The 15469-nt window shown below is 63.0% G+C and carries 14 protein-coding genes; 2 read left to right on the forward strand and 12 right to left on the reverse strand.

What is annotated here, in order from left to right; all coding sequences use genetic code 11:
- Positions 1-22: 22 nt before the first annotated feature.
- The 5 genes from ntrX to dusB all read right to left on the reverse strand — a co-directional run bounded on the left by ntrX (position 23) and on the right by dusB (position 7488).
- A complete protein-coding gene (gene ntrX, locus VNS12_RS12490; protein ID WP_325488170.1) occupies positions 23-1405 on the reverse strand; it encodes a nitrogen assimilation response regulator NtrX in 1383 nt (460 codons plus the stop codon).
- A complete protein-coding gene (locus VNS12_RS12495) occupies positions 1405-3726 on the reverse strand; it encodes a sensor histidine kinase NtrY-like (protein ID WP_325488171.1) in 2322 nt (773 codons plus the stop codon). The genes ntrX and VNS12_RS12495 overlap by 1 nt, the downstream gene beginning before the upstream one ends.
- Positions 3727-3926: 200 nt before the next feature.
- Positions 3927-5381: a nitrogen regulation protein NR(I) gene (gene ntrC / locus VNS12_RS12500; RefSeq protein ID WP_325488172.1), complete on the reverse strand. Its 1455-nt coding sequence runs from the start codon at positions 5379-5381 to the stop codon at positions 3927-3929.
- A gap of 2 nt (positions 5382-5383) precedes the next feature.
- The gene (locus tag VNS12_RS12505; protein WP_325488173.1) at positions 5384-6496 is read right to left on the reverse strand and encodes a two-component system sensor histidine kinase NtrB; all 1113 of its coding nucleotides are present in this window, start codon (positions 6494-6496) and stop codon (positions 5384-5386) included.
- A complete protein-coding gene (dusB, locus tag VNS12_RS12510) occupies positions 6493-7488 on the reverse strand; it encodes a tRNA dihydrouridine synthase DusB (RefSeq protein WP_325488174.1) in 996 nt (331 codons plus the stop codon). Before dusB ends, VNS12_RS12505 begins: the two co-directional genes overlap by 4 nt.
- Before the next feature lie 227 nt (positions 7489-7715).
- On the opposite strand from dusB, the gene VNS12_RS12515 reads away from it, so the two are divergent.
- Both VNS12_RS12515 and VNS12_RS12520 read left to right on the forward strand, forming a co-directional pair.
- Positions 7716-8906 (forward strand): bifunctional 2-C-methyl-D-erythritol 4-phosphate cytidylyltransferase/2-C-methyl-D-erythritol 2,4-cyclodiphosphate synthase, encoded by a 1191-nt coding sequence (locus tag VNS12_RS12515; RefSeq protein ID WP_325488175.1) that lies wholly within the window; start codon positions 7716-7718, stop codon positions 8904-8906.
- Between the two features lies 1 nt (position 8907).
- Complete coding sequence (locus tag VNS12_RS12520; RefSeq protein WP_325488176.1) at positions 8908-9393, forward strand: CinA family protein; 486 nt, start codon at positions 8908-8910, stop codon at positions 9391-9393.
- A gap of 21 nt (positions 9394-9414) precedes the next feature.
- Here VNS12_RS12520 and VNS12_RS12525 read toward each other — a convergent pair whose 3' ends face one another.
- From VNS12_RS12525 to VNS12_RS12555, 7 genes are all read right to left on the reverse strand, one after another.
- On the reverse strand, positions 9415-9852 hold the full coding sequence (locus VNS12_RS12525; RefSeq protein WP_325488177.1) for a type II toxin-antitoxin system RatA family toxin: 438 nt from the start codon (positions 9850-9852) through the stop codon (positions 9415-9417).
- Positions 9852-10811 (reverse strand): lipoyl synthase, encoded by a 960-nt coding sequence (lipA, locus tag VNS12_RS12530; RefSeq protein ID WP_325488183.1) that lies wholly within the window; start codon positions 10809-10811, stop codon positions 9852-9854. The genes VNS12_RS12525 and lipA overlap by 1 nt, the downstream gene beginning before the upstream one ends.
- Before the next feature lie 78 nt (positions 10812-10889).
- Positions 10890-11141, reverse strand: a complete 252-nt coding sequence (locus tag VNS12_RS12535) for a GlsB/YeaQ/YmgE family stress response membrane protein (protein ID WP_325488178.1) — start codon at positions 11139-11141, stop codon at positions 10890-10892.
- Positions 11142-11257: 116 nt separating this feature from the next.
- Positions 11258-12697, reverse strand: coding sequence for a dihydrolipoyl dehydrogenase (gene lpdA / locus VNS12_RS12540; RefSeq protein WP_325488179.1), 1440 nt, complete (start codon positions 12695-12697; stop codon positions 11258-11260).
- A 22-nt stretch (positions 12698-12719) separates the two neighbouring features.
- On the reverse strand, positions 12720-13346 hold the full coding sequence (locus VNS12_RS12545) for an SGNH/GDSL hydrolase family protein (RefSeq protein WP_325488184.1): 627 nt from the start codon (positions 13344-13346) through the stop codon (positions 12720-12722).
- Between the two features lie 14 nt (positions 13347-13360).
- Positions 13361-14698 carry a pyruvate dehydrogenase complex dihydrolipoamide acetyltransferase gene (locus VNS12_RS12550; protein ID WP_325488180.1) on the reverse strand — a complete coding sequence of 446 codons (1338 nt, stop codon included), beginning with the start codon at positions 14696-14698 and terminating at the stop codon, positions 13361-13363.
- Positions 14699-14710: 12 nt separating this feature from the next.
- Positions 14711-15469 (reverse strand): pyruvate dehydrogenase complex E1 component subunit beta (locus VNS12_RS12555; RefSeq protein WP_325488181.1); only part of this gene is annotated, 759 nt, incomplete at its 5' end.

The raw sequence follows: 15469 nt of genomic DNA on the forward strand, positions 1-15469 counted from the left end.
ACCCCCCAGAGGGGTGTGCGATTTAAAGGCCTAGAGACTTGATCTTGCGGTGCAATGCGCTGCGCTCCATGCCCACAAACTCTGCGGTTTTCGAAATATTGCCGCCAAAGCGCTCGATCTGGGCAATCAGATATTGCCGCTCGAACACTTCGCGGGCTTCGCGCAAGGGCAGGCTCATCAGGTGGGCCGAAGAATCTGAATCGCTATCGCCGATTGTGGGCAGCACCTCGGAAATATCGGGGGGCAGCATCGCTGCGGTGATCACGCCATCGGAAGGCTGCTGATCGCGCACGAGGATCAGCAGGCGTTCGATGGCGTTGCGCAATTGCCTGGCGTTGCCGGGCCAGTCCTGCCCCTGCAAGACCGCGATGGCATCATCACCGAACAGGAAGCGCGGCAAATTGTGCATCCGCGCCAGTTGCGCCACGAACACATCGACCAGCGAGGGGATATCCTCGCGGCGTTCGCGCAGGGCGGTGAGTTGCAGCGGCACCACCGATAGCCGGTGGAACAGATCGGAGCGGAATTTCCCGTCCTCGATCAGCCCGGCCACGTTTTGCGAACTGGACGAAACGATGCGCACATCCACCGGCACCGGCCCATGACCATCAACGCGGGTGAATTTGTTTTCCACCAGCGCACGCAACAAGGCGGTCTGGCTGTCGACGGGCAGTGCTGCAACTTCCGAAAGATAGAGTGTTCCGCCATGGGCGCGCTCCAGCGCCCCCACCTCGGTGCGCAGCCCGGTCTTGTCGCGCACTTCACGCCCAAACAGCACCACGGGAATTTCCTCGGGCGCGTAGAGCGAAGCGTTGATTTCGATGAACGGGCCTGACGCGCGCGGGCTCTTGAGGTGCAGCAGACGGGCGCACAGGCCCTTGCCGCTCCCCGCGCCCCCGGAAATGAACACCCGCGAGCGGGTTCCGGCGGATTTCTCGATCAGCGAGCGCACCTGGGAAATAGCGCTGGACACGCCTACCAGTTCCGTCTCATCTCCCGTCCGCTCCTTGAGGTCGGCAACCTCGGTCTTGAGTTTGCTGGCCTCGATGGCCCGCTGGGTGATCAGCAACAGCCGGTCGATCTTGAACGGCTTTTCGATATAATCGTAAGCGCCGCGCTGGATGGCCGAAACGGCGGTTTCCACATTGCCGTGGCCCGAGATCATCACCACGGGCAGATCGGGGTGATCGGCCTGCAACACGTCGAGCAGTTGCAGCCCGTCGAGCCGCGATCCCTGCATCCAGATATCGAGATAGACGAGGTTGGGCCGCCGCTTGGCGATTTCGTCGAGCGCACTGTCGGCGTCGGCGGCCTGCCGCGGCTCATAGCCTTCGTCTTCCAGAATGCCCGCGATCAGGTCGCGGATATCTTCTTCGTCATCGACAATCAGAATGTCACGAGCCATTATTTTATTGCCATCGCGGAGGTGCGCGATGTCTCCTGTTGGGTCGTCTGGTCGGGGTCCGCTCCGTCCGCGAACGGTTCAGGTGGTTGCTTTCCACTTTCATGCAACGGAAGCGTGAACGCGAAGGACGCGCCGACACGTCCATTCGCGTCGGGTGCGGAATCGCGCAGGTCGATACGGCCGCCATGCTGTTCAATGATCTTTGCGACAATCGCAAGGCCGAGCCCCGTCCCCTTGTCGCGGGTTGTCATATAGGGTTCGAGCAATTGATGGCGGTTTTCCTCCGGCCAGCCCCGGCCATTGTCGCTCACCGACACCACGGCTTCGTCGCCTTTGACAATGGCGGCAACGATCACTTCCGGATTTTCGATCGTTTCTATGCCAACAGCTTCAATGGCTTCCACGGCATTCTTGATCAGATTGGTGAGGGCCTGAGACACCAGCCGCGCATCGAAATAGGCATAAATGGTTTCGTCCGGCAGGTCCGCCCTGATGTTGATCAGGGGCTGGCGCACACTTTCCAGAAACACCGCTTGCCGCACGGTATCTGTCAGATCGGCCCGAGCCATGGCCGCTGAGGGCATCCGCGCGAAGGACGAGAATTCGTCGACCATCCGCCCGATATCGCCCACCTGCCGCACGATGGTGGAAATGCACTTGTCGAACACTTCGAAATCGTCGCTAAGCTTGCTGGCATAGCGGCGGCGCAAGCGCTCTGCGGAAAGCTGGATCGGGGTCAGCGGGTTCTTGATCTCATGGGCAATGCGGCGCGCTACGTCGGCCCAGGCGCTGTTGCGCTGGGCGGCCACCAGTTCGGTGATGTCGTCGAGGGTGACGACAAATCCCTTGGATTCGGTAATCGTCCCTTCGCGGGTCAGGCGCACCTGATAGGTGCGGCGGTCGAACCCGGCTGAAAGCTGCACCTGATCCTGCACCCGCCCGCGCCGCACCGATTGCGCCCGCTCCACCGTCGGAGCCAGTTCCGGGGCCACCTGCGCCAGTTCCTGGTTCATCAGGTCGATTTCCGATTGCCCCAGCGCCGCGCAGGCGCGCGAATTAACCAGAGTGATCCGGCCAAAAGCGTCGAGCCCGATGATCCCCGCCGAGACCCCTTCCACCACGGCTTCGGTGAACTGGCGGCGCTGGTCGTTGGTGCGGCTGGCGGCAACCAGCGCCTCGCGCTGGTTGCGCAATTGCGCGGTCATCTTGTTGAAGCGCACGGCCAGATCGTGCAGGTCGCCTCCGCGTCCCGGCACCGGCAATTGCACTGCCAGATCGCCCCGGGACACACGGTTCGACGCGATCATCAGGTTGCGGATGGGGTCAATCAGCCCGTTGGCCAGCGCGATCCCGATCCATAGCGCTGCGAGCAGGAACACGAACGCGACCCCGACATACATCAGCGTATAGGTGATCTGGAACACCAGCCGGTTGGAATCATAGAGCCGGTATTCGGTGATGTTTTCGTCGGTCAGGCGCACATATTCGAGCACTTCCGGGTCGACCGGACGGGCGACGAACAGGAACAGATCCTCATAGCCGCGCAGCTTTACCACGGCCCCCACCAGCGAACTGGTCGAGCCGGGGGCAATCAGGGTCGGCGCGCCCTCGCCCGCCGCCTGCAACACTTCGTCCGGCACGCGCGGGATCGTTCCGGCGGCGTTGATCTGGGCGCGCATGATGTTTTCACCGGCGCGGTTGACAAGGCTGGTGAAGGGCAGCGAGCGGGTCGTCGCCAGTGCCGTCAGGATGCGCTGGAAGCGGGCGCTGTCGGACGCATAGGTGTCGCGCGCGCTCTCCAGTTCGCGGGCCACCCAGATGGTGTCATCACGCAGCACCTGGGCATGTTCGAGCATGTAGGAGCGGGCGACGAGACGCGAGCTTTCCACCATCGAGCGCATACGCTCGGAAAACCACTGGTCCAGCCCCTGATTGAGCGAGAGCATCGCGACGACAGCGACAATGAAAGCAGGACCGGCAGCCACCACAGCGAACATGGTGACGATCCGCACCTGCAGCCGCGCGCCCTCCTGCTTGCGGATTCGGGCCTGGAGCAGCATCACCAGTTCGGTGAGGACCAGCGCGACGACCAGCACCACGAGAATGGCGTTGGCAATCCAGATCAGCGTCCACACGTCGGGGCCCGGTTCGATATCGGTAGCCCCGCTCATGATCAGGAACGAGCCGGTGGCCACCAGTACCGAAATCAGGACAACGACAAACCCCAGCGTTCGCAACAACCGGTTGTCGTGAAAAAGATTGGCGGTCTTGTCGGCGGCCCGGGCCGAAGAAATCCGGCGCTCGTCCGGTCTAGCCACCATGCGCGCCACTTCCCCGGCCCAGGGGGCCGGTTGGGATCGGGCCAATCTGGCCTTTGGTGCTTGGCAGGTGTACAGGCATCGCCGTTTCCGCACTCACGGTTGCAAGAGCCGCTGGAGAGCGGCTTTTGCCGAGTCTGGCCCAGTTGCGCAATAGGTTCAAGACCGTTGTTGCCAAAATGTTACAGTACCGCCTGTGCCCGTCAGCCCGTCTCGCGCCCGGCCTGCCGCGATTGCCGGACGATCTCGATGCCATGGGCGCGGATTTTCTTGCGCAATGTGTTACGGTTGAGGCCCAGCAGGTCTGCCGCCTTGATCTGGTTGCCCCCGCACAGGTTCAGCACCGCTGACAGCAGCGGTATCTCCACGTCGTCGATCAGGCGCTGATAGACGCCCGGTGGCGGCAATCCCGGCTCATACTCGCGAAACAGCCGCGCCACCTCAGCTTCGACCACCGTTTGCAGACCCCCCGCACCGGTGGCAAAGTCAGTCCGTTCCCCCAGATTGAGTTCAGTGCGCACGATATCTGCGGAAATGGTCTCATCGGCATAGAGCGCCACCAGCCGCCGCATGAGGTTTTCCAGTTCGCGCACATTGCCCGGCCAGCCGTAATTGTGCAGCAGGGTCAGGGCATCCGGCGCCAGCACCTTTGGCGGCTCGCCCTCGCGCTGGGCGTCCCGCAGAAAATGGGCAGCAAGGTCCTTGACGTCATCGCCCCGCTCCCGCAGCGGCGGCAGGCGGATCGGCACCACATTGAGGCGATAATAGAGGTCTTCACGAAACAGGCCCTGCCGGATCGCCTGCCCCAGGTCGCGGTGGGTTGCGGCGACAATGCGCACATCAGCGCGCAGCGGGGTGCGCCCGCCCACCATGGTATATTCGCCCTCCTGCAACACCCGCAGCAGCCGTGTCTGGGCCTCCATGGGCATGTCGCCGATCTCATCGAGAAACAGAGTGCCGCCCTCGGCCTCGCCAAATCGACCCGGCGTCCGCGCCGTCGCCCCGGTAAAGGCCCCCTTCTCGTGCCCGAACAGTTCCGCTTCGATCAGATCGCGCGGAATGGCCGCCATGTTGATCGCGACGAACGGTCCATTCCTGCGCCTGCCGAAATCATGGAGGGCGCGAGCCACCAGTTCCTTGCCCGTGCCGCTTTCCCCGGTGATCGTTACCGTCAGGTCGGTCTGCATCAACCGCGCCAGCGTGCGATAAATGTCCTGCATGGCCGGCGAGCGCCCCACCAGCGGCATCGGATCGACTGTATCGTCTGCCTTGCCGCTTCCAGCCGGGCGACGGGCATCCGACAGCGCCCGCCCGGCCACCCCGATCAGCTCGTTGAGGTCGAACGGTTTGGGCAGATACTCGTAAGCCCCCAGTTCCGACGCCCTGATCGCCGTCATGAAGGTATTTTGCGCACTCATCACGACGATGGGCAGGTTCGGCCGCAGCTTGCGGATTTTCGGCATCACATCGAACACACTGCCATCCGGCATCGAGACGTCGGTGACCAGCAGGTCGCCCTCGCCGCGCGTCACCCAGTTCCACAGGGTCGAAATATTTCCGGTCGGGCGCACCTCATACCCGGCCCGCGACAGGGCTTGGTTGAGCACGGTGCGAATGGCGGCATCATCGTCGGCAAGCAGGATCGTCTGTGCGTCCATGGCTAGTCCCTGTCCTCATGGTCTGAGGTCTCGCCGCTCCGGGCGACCGGCAACAAAATCCGAAACGCAGTGCGGCCCGGGCGGCTTTCGCAATCGATCACGCCCCCATGATCGCCGATGATCTTGGCGACCAGCGCCAGCCCCAGCCCGCTGCCGGTCAGCTTGGTGCTGATGAACGGGTCGAACAGATACGGCAGGATATCGGCGGGCACCCCGGGCCCGTTATCCTCGATCATGATCTCAAGCGGCAATGAAACCTTCTGCGCCCCGCCTTCCCCGATCCACATGCCGGGACGGAACGCAGTGGTAATCCTGATTTCAGGATTAAGCGTCTTATCAATGGCTTCCGCTGAATTCTTGATCAGATTGAGGAAGGCCTGAATGAGTTGATCGCGATCTCCCATCACCGGCGGCAGGCTCGGATCATAGTCGTGGACGAAGGCGACGCCCTTGGCCACTCCATTGGCGGCGAGCAGGTTTACCCGGTCGAGCACCACGTGGATATTGACCGGCTTGCGGTCGGCAGGCCGGTCATCGCCGAATGCTTCCATGCGGTCGACCAGCCCGACAATACGGTCGGTCTCGTCGCGGATCAGCCGCGCCAGCACCCGGTCGTCCCCATCCGCCCCCTGTTCGAGCAATTGCGCCGCCCCGCGAATGCCCGATAGCGGATTTTTGATCTCATGGGCCAGCATCGCCGCCAGTCCGGTCACCGACCGCACCGCCCCGCGCGATCCCATCTGACGGTCGATCTTGTCGGCCATGGTGCGTTCCTGAAAGATCAGGGTGACGTGATCGGGCCTGTCCGGCAGCGGGCTGGCATAGACATCGGCGCTGCGCTCATGAGCCATGCGCGCCGTATCGACCAGCACGCGATATTCACTCATCGGGGCCTGCCGCTCTGTGACCGCCTCGACCAATCCCAGCACCGGCGAGCCGACAGCCAGAAAATCGGCCAATTTGTGCCGGGTCAGAATAGACGCCGAGGCCTGGAAGAAGGTTTCGGCGGCATAATTGGCAAAAATGATCGCTCCATCCCGTGCGCACACCAGCACCGGCTGGGGCAACGCATGAAGGATCTGTCCGTGCAGATCGGCCTGTGCCGAAATGGTCATGCGGCCCTGTCCCGATCCTCGCGCATGAGGTCGCGCATCAGCTCGATAACCCGTTTGGGATCGTTCTCGGTCATCACCGGACGCCGCGCCGCGCTTTCGGTGTTACCGATGGCATCGAGATACCAGCCCAGATGCTTGCGCCCCACCCGCACCCCCAATTCTGTGCCATAATCGCTTAGCATGGCCTCGTAATGGCCCTCGACCAGATCGATCAAATCCTCGCCCGCTGGTGCTGGTTCCGCAGTCTCACCCCGCAGGACCGCCCCCACCTGGCCGACGATCCAGGGCCGCCCCTGCGCCCCGCGTCCGATCATCACCGCTTGCGCGCCCGATTGCGCCAGTGCTTCCCGGGCCTCGTCCGGGCCGGTGATATCGCCATTGACGACCACCGGGATCGACACGGCCTCGACGACCTCGCGCACCAGTTGCCAGCGCGCCGTGCCCTTATAAAATTGCTGCCGTGTGCGCCCATGCACGGTGATCATTTTCACCCCGGCATTTTCGGCGCGGCGGGCGATATCGGCAGCGTTGAGGCTGTCCTCGTCCCAGCCCAGCCGCATTTTCACCGTCACCGGCAATTCAGTCGCGGCCACAACCGCCTCGACCAGCGCCAGCGCCGTATCGGGCACCCGCATCAGGGCCGAACCCGCATAGCCGCTGGTCACCCGCTTGGCGGGGCAACCGAAATTGAGATCGATGACGTCGGCCCCGGCCTCCTCGGCGATCCTGACGCCGCGCACCAGCCAGTCGGCCTCGCATCCGGCCAATTGCACGATATGGGGCAGGCTGCCGCTGGGGGTGAGTTTTCGGACCATGTCGCGCTGCCCGGTGACCAGCGCGGCGCTGGCGATCATTTCCGAGACAACCGATCCGGCCCCGAACCGGGCCGCGAGGTCGCGCATGGCGCGGTCGGTGATTCCCGCCATCGGCGCGAGAAAAGCGCGGTTTGGCAGTGTGATAGCGCCGATGCTTATTGCGCGGGCATCTGGCATGACGCGCCCTGCCTCAAAACTGTACACTTATTTCGATGTGCCGTTATATTAGTCACCACCTTCTGGCGCAAGCAGCGGATTAGCCCTCATTTGCCATTCGCCCGGGGCCGCGCCAATGCGACACAATCGGCAACCTTGCGCAGCGTATTGAGCATTTCCCCCGATTGCCGAAATGTTCTATGAGCACACCAAAGGGTGCGAGCGTATCCGCAGGACGGCCAGAATTCATGACTGAACACAAATCCATTGTCGCGCTGGTGGTTGCCGCAGGCCGCGGCGAGCGCGCCGGGGGCGATGGACTGCCCAAGCAGTATCGCGAGGTGGCGGGCGTTCCCCTGCTTGCCCGCACCCTGCGCGCCCTTCTCGCCATCCCGACCATCACCAAGGTCGTTCCTGTCATCGGCCCCGACCAGGGCGCCCTGTTTGCCGCCCTCGGCCTTGCCGATCCCCGCCTCGCTGCCCCGGTCACCGGCGGCGAAACCCGGCAGGTTTCGGTGTTCAACGGCCTTCAGGCTCTGGCCGATACCGCACCCGATATCGTCCTGATCCATGACGGCGCGCGCCCCTTTGTCGATGCAGCGCTGGTGTCCCGCGTGGTGGCTGCCCTCGACGATGCCAGCGGCGCGCTTCCGGTCACGCTCGTTACCGACACCATCAAGCGCTCACTGGACGGCAAGACGGTTGGGGGCACCGAGGATCGCACCCAGCTTTTCGCTGCCCAGACGCCGCAGGGCTTCCACTTCCCGGCCATTTACGACGCCCATCGCCGCGCCATCGCCATGAGCGACGGGTTCACCGACGATGCGGCCATCGCCGAATGGGCCGGGCTCAGCGTTGCGCTCGCCGAGGGCGATACTAGCAACATCAAGATCACGCTGCCCGATGATTTCGCTCGGGCCGAACGCCTGCTGGCAGGAGAACAGACTATGGAAACGCGCGTCGGCTCGGGCTTTGACGTTCACGCCTTTGCGCCGGGCGATGCAGTGGTGCTGGGCAATATTTCCATCCCCCACACGGCAAGGCTCAAGGGCCATTCCGACGCCGATGTGGTGCTGCACGCCCTGGCCGACGCCCTTTATGGCGCGCTGGCCGAAGGCGATATCGGCACCCATTTCCCGCCCAGCGAGATGGAATGGAAGGACGCCGATTCCGCGATCTTTCTCGATCACGCGGCGCAAAGGGTACGCGCGCGCGGCGGCCGCATCGTCCTGCTCGACACCACCATCATTTGCGAAATGCCCCGCATCGGCCCCCATGTCGCCGCCATGCGTGTCCGCATCGCCGAAATCGCCGGCCTTTCCATCGACCGGGTTTCCGTCAAGGCGACAACCTCTGAACAACTGGGCTTTACCGGGCGCGGCGAAGGCATAGCGGCCCAGACCACGGCCACCATTGAGGTTCCCATCACCGGAGACTGACATGCTCGATACCGAAACCCTCGATCTGGCGCGCAAGGTCAATGACCGGCTGACGGTCGCGGGCCAGATCATGGTCACCGCCGAAAGCTGCACCGGGGGCCTGATCGCCGCCGCGCTCACCTCAGTGGCCGGGTCCTCCGCTATCCTTTATGGCGGGTTCGTCACCTATGCCAATGAAGCCAAGAGCGAGATGATCGGGGTTCCGGCGACGCTGATTTCCGCACACGGCGCTGTGTCCGAACAGGTCGCCCGGGCCATGGCCGAAGGAGCGCGCACCCGCGCCGGGGTCGATCTGGCCATTGCGGTGACCGGCATTGCCGGGCCGGGCGGCGGCTCGGACACCAAGCCCATCGGCCTTGTGCATTTCGGCCTCGCGACCCCGTCGGGCACGCTGCATCAGGAAATGCGCTATGGCGATCTGGGCCGCACCCAGATTCGCGCCGAAACCGTCCGCACCGCCCTCGCTATGATTCTCGACGTTCTCTGAGCAGGTTGAAATTTCCAACCCTCAGCCGTAGCGGCGCTTCGCCTCGACCACAAACGCGTCGATGATCTCTTCCTGCTTGGCGGCGAAGGCCGGTTCGGCCACCGTTCGGATCAGCGGGTTGGCAATCCCGAAATCGATATCGAAGCGGATTTTTGTCCCGGCCTCGCCCTCGGTAAACCGCCACATGCTGTCGAGGTGGGAAAACGGCCCATCGACCGCCCTTACCCTTATCGTCGCAGCGTCGCGATTGACCTCGATGCGGCTGGTGTAGCTCTGGGCGATCGGCCCGAACCGGATATGCATGCGCGCATCAAAACGCGTATCGGGCGCGTCAAAACTGCGGCGCACTTCCATGCGCTCGCAATGGGGAATGAAGTCGGGATAGGTCGCCACATCGGCGACGAGCGCCATCATCTGCGCCGCGGAATGCGGAACGAGGCGCTCGAATGTCTTGTGCATCAGGCGAGTCCGAGCTTTGCCTGCCGTGCCTTGCGCAATTCGGCGAAATCCTCGCCGGCGTGGTGGGAAGATCGGGTCAGCGGGCTCGACGACACCAGAAGGAACCCCTTGGTCCTGGCGACCGTCGCATAGGATTTGAATTCTTCCGGCGTCACGTATTTCTCGACCTTGTGGTGCTTGCGGGTCGGCTGCAGATATTGGCCGATGGTGAGGAAATCCACGTCGGCGATCCGCAGATCGTCCATCAATTGCAGCACTTCGTTCCGCGTTTCGCCCAGTCCGACCATGATGCCTGATTTGGTGAACATCCGGGGATCGAGTTCCTTGACCCGCTGCAGCAGCCGGATCGAATGGAAGTAGCGCGCGCCGGGGCGTACGGTCAGATATTTGGACGGCACCGTCTCAAGGTTATGGTTGAACACGTCAGGCTTGGCCGCCACGACGATTTCCAGCGCGCCGTCCTTGCGCAGGAAGTCCGGCGTCAGGATTTCAATCGTCGTGCGCGGGTTGCGCGCCCGGATCGCGTAGATCACATCGGCGAAATGCTGCGCGCCCCCGTCCGGCAGGTCATCGCGGTCCACCGAGGTGATGACCACGTGTTCCAGCCCGAGCTTTTCGACGGCGAGGGCCACATTTTCCGGCTCATTGGGGTCGAGCGCCGTGGGCATCCCGGTGCGCACATTGCAAAAGGCGCAGGCACGGGTGCAGATTTCGCCCATGATCATCATGGTGGCGTGCTTTTTCGACCAGCACTCCCCGATATTGGGGCATCCGGCCTCTTCGCACACCGTCACCAGCCCGTGTGTGCGTACGATTTCGCGGGTTTCGCGATAGACCGGGGAACCCGGCGCCTTGACGCGGATCCAGTCGGGTTTGCGCAGCACGTCGGTATCGGGGCGATTGGCCTTTTCCGGGTGGCGAATGGCCTGACGGGATACCGTGTCGAGAAGCGTTACCATGAAACAGCCCTGTTCGAACGCCGCCTGGCGCGGCAGAAAAAAGACCGCGCCCATTTACAGGCGCGGCCTGTTGTTTGTCTATCGCCTGCCGCGAACGGCCCTGCCGATCCAGATCAACAGACAAGCACCGATCACGCCTGCGATAAGATTTCCGATCCAGCCGGCAAAACCGATACCGAATACGGCGAGGAGAGCGTTGGCGACGATGGCACCGACGATACCGAGAATGATATTGACTAAAAGCCCCTGGTCGGAGCCCATGATCTTTTCAGCAATCCAGCCGGCCAGGCCGCCTATGATGATTGCCCCTATCCAACCTACACCTTCCATTACGGTCTCCTGTGGTTTCAGACAGCGGATCAATGCACATCAAACTGTTTTGGATGCATCGGACACGGTCGAAAGACTCACTTTCGACACGTGAACCATAACACGACATTTACGGATCAGATATTAAGCGCCCGACCGTAAGCGTCGAGCACGCTTTCCTTCATTGTTTCCGACAATGTGGGGTGCGGGAAGATGGTATGCATCAGTTCTTCCTCTGTCGTTTCCAGATTCATCGCCACGACAAACCCCTGGATCAACTCGGTAACTTCAGCCCCCACCATGTGCGCGCCGAGCATTTCACCGGTCTTCTTGTCGAAGATGGTTTTCACCATGCCGTCGGGCTCGCCCAGCGCAATGGCCTTGCCATTGGCGACGAACGGGAACCGGCCCACCCGGATATCGCGCCCGGCTTCCTTGGCTTTGGCTTCCGTCATCCCCACGCTTGCCACCTGCGGCTCGCAATAGGTGCATCCGGGGATTTTTGCCTTGTCGAGACCCGCGACGGTCTGGCCAGCGATGGTTTCCACCGCAATCACCGCCTCGTGCTCGGCCTTGTGGGCCAGCATCGGCGCACCGGCGACGTCGCCAATGGCCCAGATGCCCTTGACGTTGGTGCGGCCATGCCCGTCCACCACGATCACGCCGCGATCGGTCTTTACCCCGAGCTTTTCCAGCCCGAGATTTTCCGAATTGGCCTGCACGCCGACCGCCGAGATCAGTACATCGGCCTTGATTTCCTGCTTGGCGCCGTCCTTGAGCTCGACATGGGCGACGATGCCCGCCTTGCTCTTGTCGACCTTGGATACCTTGGCGTCGGTCAGGATGGTGATGCCGCGCTTTTCAAAGCGCTTGCGGGCCAGTCCGGCGATTTCCGCGTCCTCGACCGGCATGATCTGCGGCAGCAGTTCGATCACCGTCACCTCAGCGCCCAGCGAGCGATAGAACGAGGCAAACTCGATGCCGATCGCACCCGACCCCATCACCGCCACCGATTTTGGCATGGTCTTGGGCTTGAGCGCCTCGAAATAGGTCCAGATGCGATCGCCATCCGGCTCAATGCCCGGCAGCACGCGCGGACGCGCACCGGTGGCGATAATGATATTCTTCGCCTTGTAGGTCCCCTCGCCCAGCGTATTTTTCGGCTTAGGGTGCTGCGGCTCGACCACCGGCTTTTTCGATCCGGCGACCGTGATCTCGCCCGGCGCACTGATGGTCGCTTCACCCCAGATGATATCGACCTTGTTCTTTTTCATCAGGAACTGCACGCCGTTATTCATCTGCCCGGCGATGCCGCGCGAGCGCTTGACGATGGCGTCGATGTCGAAGTCGAAATTATCCGCCTTCAGCCCGTATTCCCCGGCATTGGTCATGTTTCCATAAACCTCTGCCGAGCGCAGCAGCGCCTTGGTGGGAATGCAGCCCCAGTTCGAGCAGATGCCCGCCATGTGCTCGCGTTCGACCACGGCGGCCTTCAGCCCCAGCTGGGCCGCCCGGATCGCCGCGATGTAGCCGCCGGGTCCGGCACCGATAACGATGATGTCGTATTGAGCCGCCATGGTTTTTCCTCTTGTTCTGGCTCTAGAGGCCAAGCATGTCTTTTACGATCGGCGCCAGAGCGTCGCCGATGGCGCGGGTATTGGCAGAATCGAGATGCACCCCATCGGCGCGCGAAGCCTTGGCGACCGTCGCGGCATCGAAGAAATGACATCCGGTTTCGGCGGCCACGCGCTGATAGTGGCCGGCGAGCCGACGGCTTTCGGCAATGATCTCGCCGAAACGCGGATCGAGCGCCGGGCCATCGGGTTCGATGCAATGGGGTGGAGAGACCAGCAGCACCGGGATATCGCCCGCCTCGGCCCTGACGATCTCCGCCAGCCGCTTCATGCCACGGGCGGCACCGAAGGCATCGCCGCAGATGAAACTTTTCATGTCGTTGGTGCCCAGCATGATGACAACGGCATCAAGCGGGGCGTGGCTGTGAATGAGCGTGGGCAGGATGCGCGCGCCATTGCGATCAGCGGTTGTGGCGAAATCGTCGAACACGGTGGTGCGCCCGCCAAGGCCCTCGGCAATGACGCGCGCCTCTTTGTCCAGCCCCGCTGCGAGCCGGGTCGGCCAACGGTCCTCATAGGCGTGACGGCCGCCCTGAACCAGGGGGTCGGAGCCGTAAGTGAGGCTGTCGCCATAGGCGAGGATGGTTTTCATCATCCGCGCCTTGGTTAAGCCAGCATCATCACGGGGGTTTCGATCAGCTTCCTGAACGCCGCGAGCAATTCTGCCCCCAACGCCCCGTCCACCGAGCGGTGATCGCAAGAGAGCGTCACCGTCATGAACTGCCCGGTCTTGACCTGGCCCTTGTCGGCATAGACGCGCTCTTCCCCGGCCCCGACCGCAAGGATCGTGCCGTGGGGAGGATTGATCACAGCCCCGAAATGCTTGACCCCATACATGCCCAGATTGGACACGGCTGTAGAGCCGCCCTGATACTCGTGCGGGGCCAGTTTCTTGGTCCGCGCCCGTGTGGCAAGGTCTTTCACTTCTTCAGAAATCTCGCGCAAGCTTTTGGTATCGCACGATTTCACCACTGGCGTGAACAGCCCTCCGGGCACCGCAACCGCCACAGCCACATCGGACCGGTGGTGGTAGAGGATCGCATCCCCCGCCCATGTCGCATTGGCCTGCGGCACATGCTGAAGCGCGAGCGCCCAGGCCTTCATGATGAAATCATTGACCGAAAGCTTATAGGCGGGCTTGCCGTCTTTATCCTTGGGCGCGCCGGCATTGATCTCGGCCCGCGCTGTCATCAGCGCGTCGATCCGGCAATCCACTGTCAGGTAGAAATGTGGAACGGTCTGCTTGGATTCTGTGAGCCGTGCCGCCACGGTCTTGCGCATGCCATCGGCAGGCACGAGGTCGTAGGTGCCTTCCTCGTACAGCGCGATGACCTGATCGCGGCCCAGCCCGGCGGCCAGCGCCGCCCCGGCTGCGGGAGCGGCGGACGGTCTGGCTTTCACGCCCTGCTGCTTTGCCTTTTCGATATCGGCCTTGACGATCCGGCCCTTCGGCCCGGTGCCCGATACCGCTGCCAGATCGATCCCGGCATCCTTGGCCAACCGGCGCGCCAGCGGCGATGCAAAGACGCGCGCGCCGTCCGAGGCCTTTGCCTGCGGGCGAGCCTCGCTGGGCGCCTCAACCTTGGCTGGCGCTGGCGCTGCCACCGGCTTGGCAGGTTCGGGCGCGGGCGCCTCGACCTTTTCAACTTCGGCCTTCGCAGCGGGTGCGGCGCTCGCCTCGGTCATCGCGTCAGCGCTTTCGCCCTCTTCGAGCAACACGGCGATCACCGCGTTGACCTTGACGTTCTCGCTGCCCTCGGCGACCAGAATCTTGCCGATGGTGCCTTCGTCGACGGCTTCCACTTCCATGGTTGCCTTGTCGGTTTCGATTTCGGCGATCACGTCACCGGCGGCAACCGTGTCGCCTTCCTTGACGTGCCATTTGGCCAGCGTGCCCTCTTCCATGGTGGGCGAGAGGGCTGGCATTGTGATGTTGATGGGCATCCCTGCCTCCCTCTAGCTGCGATAGGTGACGGCGTTGACGGCGGCGATCACCTCGTCGACGCTGGGCAATGCCAGCTTTTCGAGGTTCGCCGCATAGGGCATCGGCACGTCCTTGCCGGTCACCCGCATCACCGGCGCGTCGAGATAATCGAACGCCTCTTCCATGAGCCGTGCCGCGATCTCCGAGCCGATCCCGCCCTGCGGCCAGCCTTCTTCGACGGTCACGCAGCGGCCGGTCTTTTTCACCGACTCGATCACCGTGTCCATGTCCATGGGACGCAATGTGCGCAGGTCGATCAGTTCCACATCGACGCCCGCGGCCACCAGCTTTTCGGTGGCCTGGGTCGCGTAGCGCATGCCGATCGAGAACGACACGATGGTCACGTCCTTGCCCTCGCGGGCGATCCGCGCCTTGCCGATCGGCAGGACGAAATCGTCCATCTTGGGCACTTCGCCGGTCGAGCCGTATAAAATCTCGTTTTCGAGAAAGATCACCGGATTGGGCGAGCGGATGGCCGCCTTGAGCAGCCCCTTGGCGTCCGCCGCCGTATAGGGCGCGATCACCGTCAGTCCCGGAACGTGGCTGTACCAGGCCGAAAAGTCCTGGCTGTGCTGGGCACCAACCCGCGCCGCCGCCCCGTTCGGGCCCCGGAATACGATCGGCGCAGGCAGTTGCCCACCCGACATATAGAGCTGCTTGGCGGCAGAGTTGATCACCTGGTCGATGGCCTGCATGCCAAAGTTCCACGTCATGAATTCGACGATGGGTCT

This window comes from Pelagibacterium sp., assembly GCF_035555455.1.
Taxonomy (GTDB): Bacteria; Pseudomonadota; Alphaproteobacteria; order Rhizobiales; family Devosiaceae; genus Pelagibacterium.

What these genes read in the sequence shown, in the direction of transcription:
- VNS12_RS12505 (WP_325488173.1), bottom strand. Translation starts at nt 6,496, where the DNA reads ATGACCATTTCGGCACAGGCCGATCTGCACGGACAGATCCTTCATGCG.
- lipA (WP_325488183.1), bottom strand. Translation starts at nt 10,811, where the DNA reads ATGGTAACGCTTCTCGACACGGTATCCCGTCAGGCCATTCGCCACCCG.
- VNS12_RS12525 (WP_325488177.1), bottom strand. Translation starts at nt 9,852, where the DNA reads ATGCACAAGACATTCGAGCGCCTCGTTCCGCATTCCGCGGCGCAGATG.
- dusB (WP_325488174.1), bottom strand. Translation starts at nt 7,488, where the DNA reads ATGCCAGATGCCCGCGCAATAAGCATCGGCGCTATCACACTGCCAAAC.
- VNS12_RS12515 (WP_325488175.1), top strand. Translation starts at nt 7,716, where the DNA reads ATGACTGAACACAAATCCATTGTCGCGCTGGTGGTTGCCGCAGGCCGC.
- VNS12_RS12520 (WP_325488176.1), top strand. Translation starts at nt 8,908, where the DNA reads ATGCTCGATACCGAAACCCTCGATCTGGCGCGCAAGGTCAATGACCGG.
- VNS12_RS12545 (WP_325488184.1), bottom strand. Translation starts at nt 13,346, where the DNA reads ATGAAAACCATCCTCGCCTATGGCGACAGCCTCACTTACGGCTCCGAC.
- lpdA (WP_325488179.1), bottom strand. Translation starts at nt 12,697, where the DNA reads ATGGCGGCTCAATACGACATCATCGTTATCGGTGCCGGACCCGGCGGC.
- VNS12_RS12495 (WP_325488171.1), bottom strand. Translation starts at nt 3,726, where the DNA reads ATGGTGGCTAGACCGGACGAGCGCCGGATTTCTTCGGCCCGGGCCGCC.
- VNS12_RS12535 (WP_325488178.1), bottom strand. Translation starts at nt 11,141, where the DNA reads ATGGAAGGTGTAGGTTGGATAGGGGCAATCATCATAGGCGGCCTGGCC.
- VNS12_RS12550 (WP_325488180.1), bottom strand. Translation starts at nt 14,698, where the DNA reads ATGCCCATCAACATCACAATGCCAGCCCTCTCGCCCACCATGGAAGAG.
- ntrX (WP_325488170.1), bottom strand. Translation starts at nt 1,405, where the DNA reads ATGGCTCGTGACATTCTGATTGTCGATGACGAAGAAGATATCCGCGAC.
- ntrC (WP_325488172.1), bottom strand. Translation starts at nt 5,381, where the DNA reads ATGGACGCACAGACGATCCTGCTTGCCGACGATGATGCCGCCATTCGC.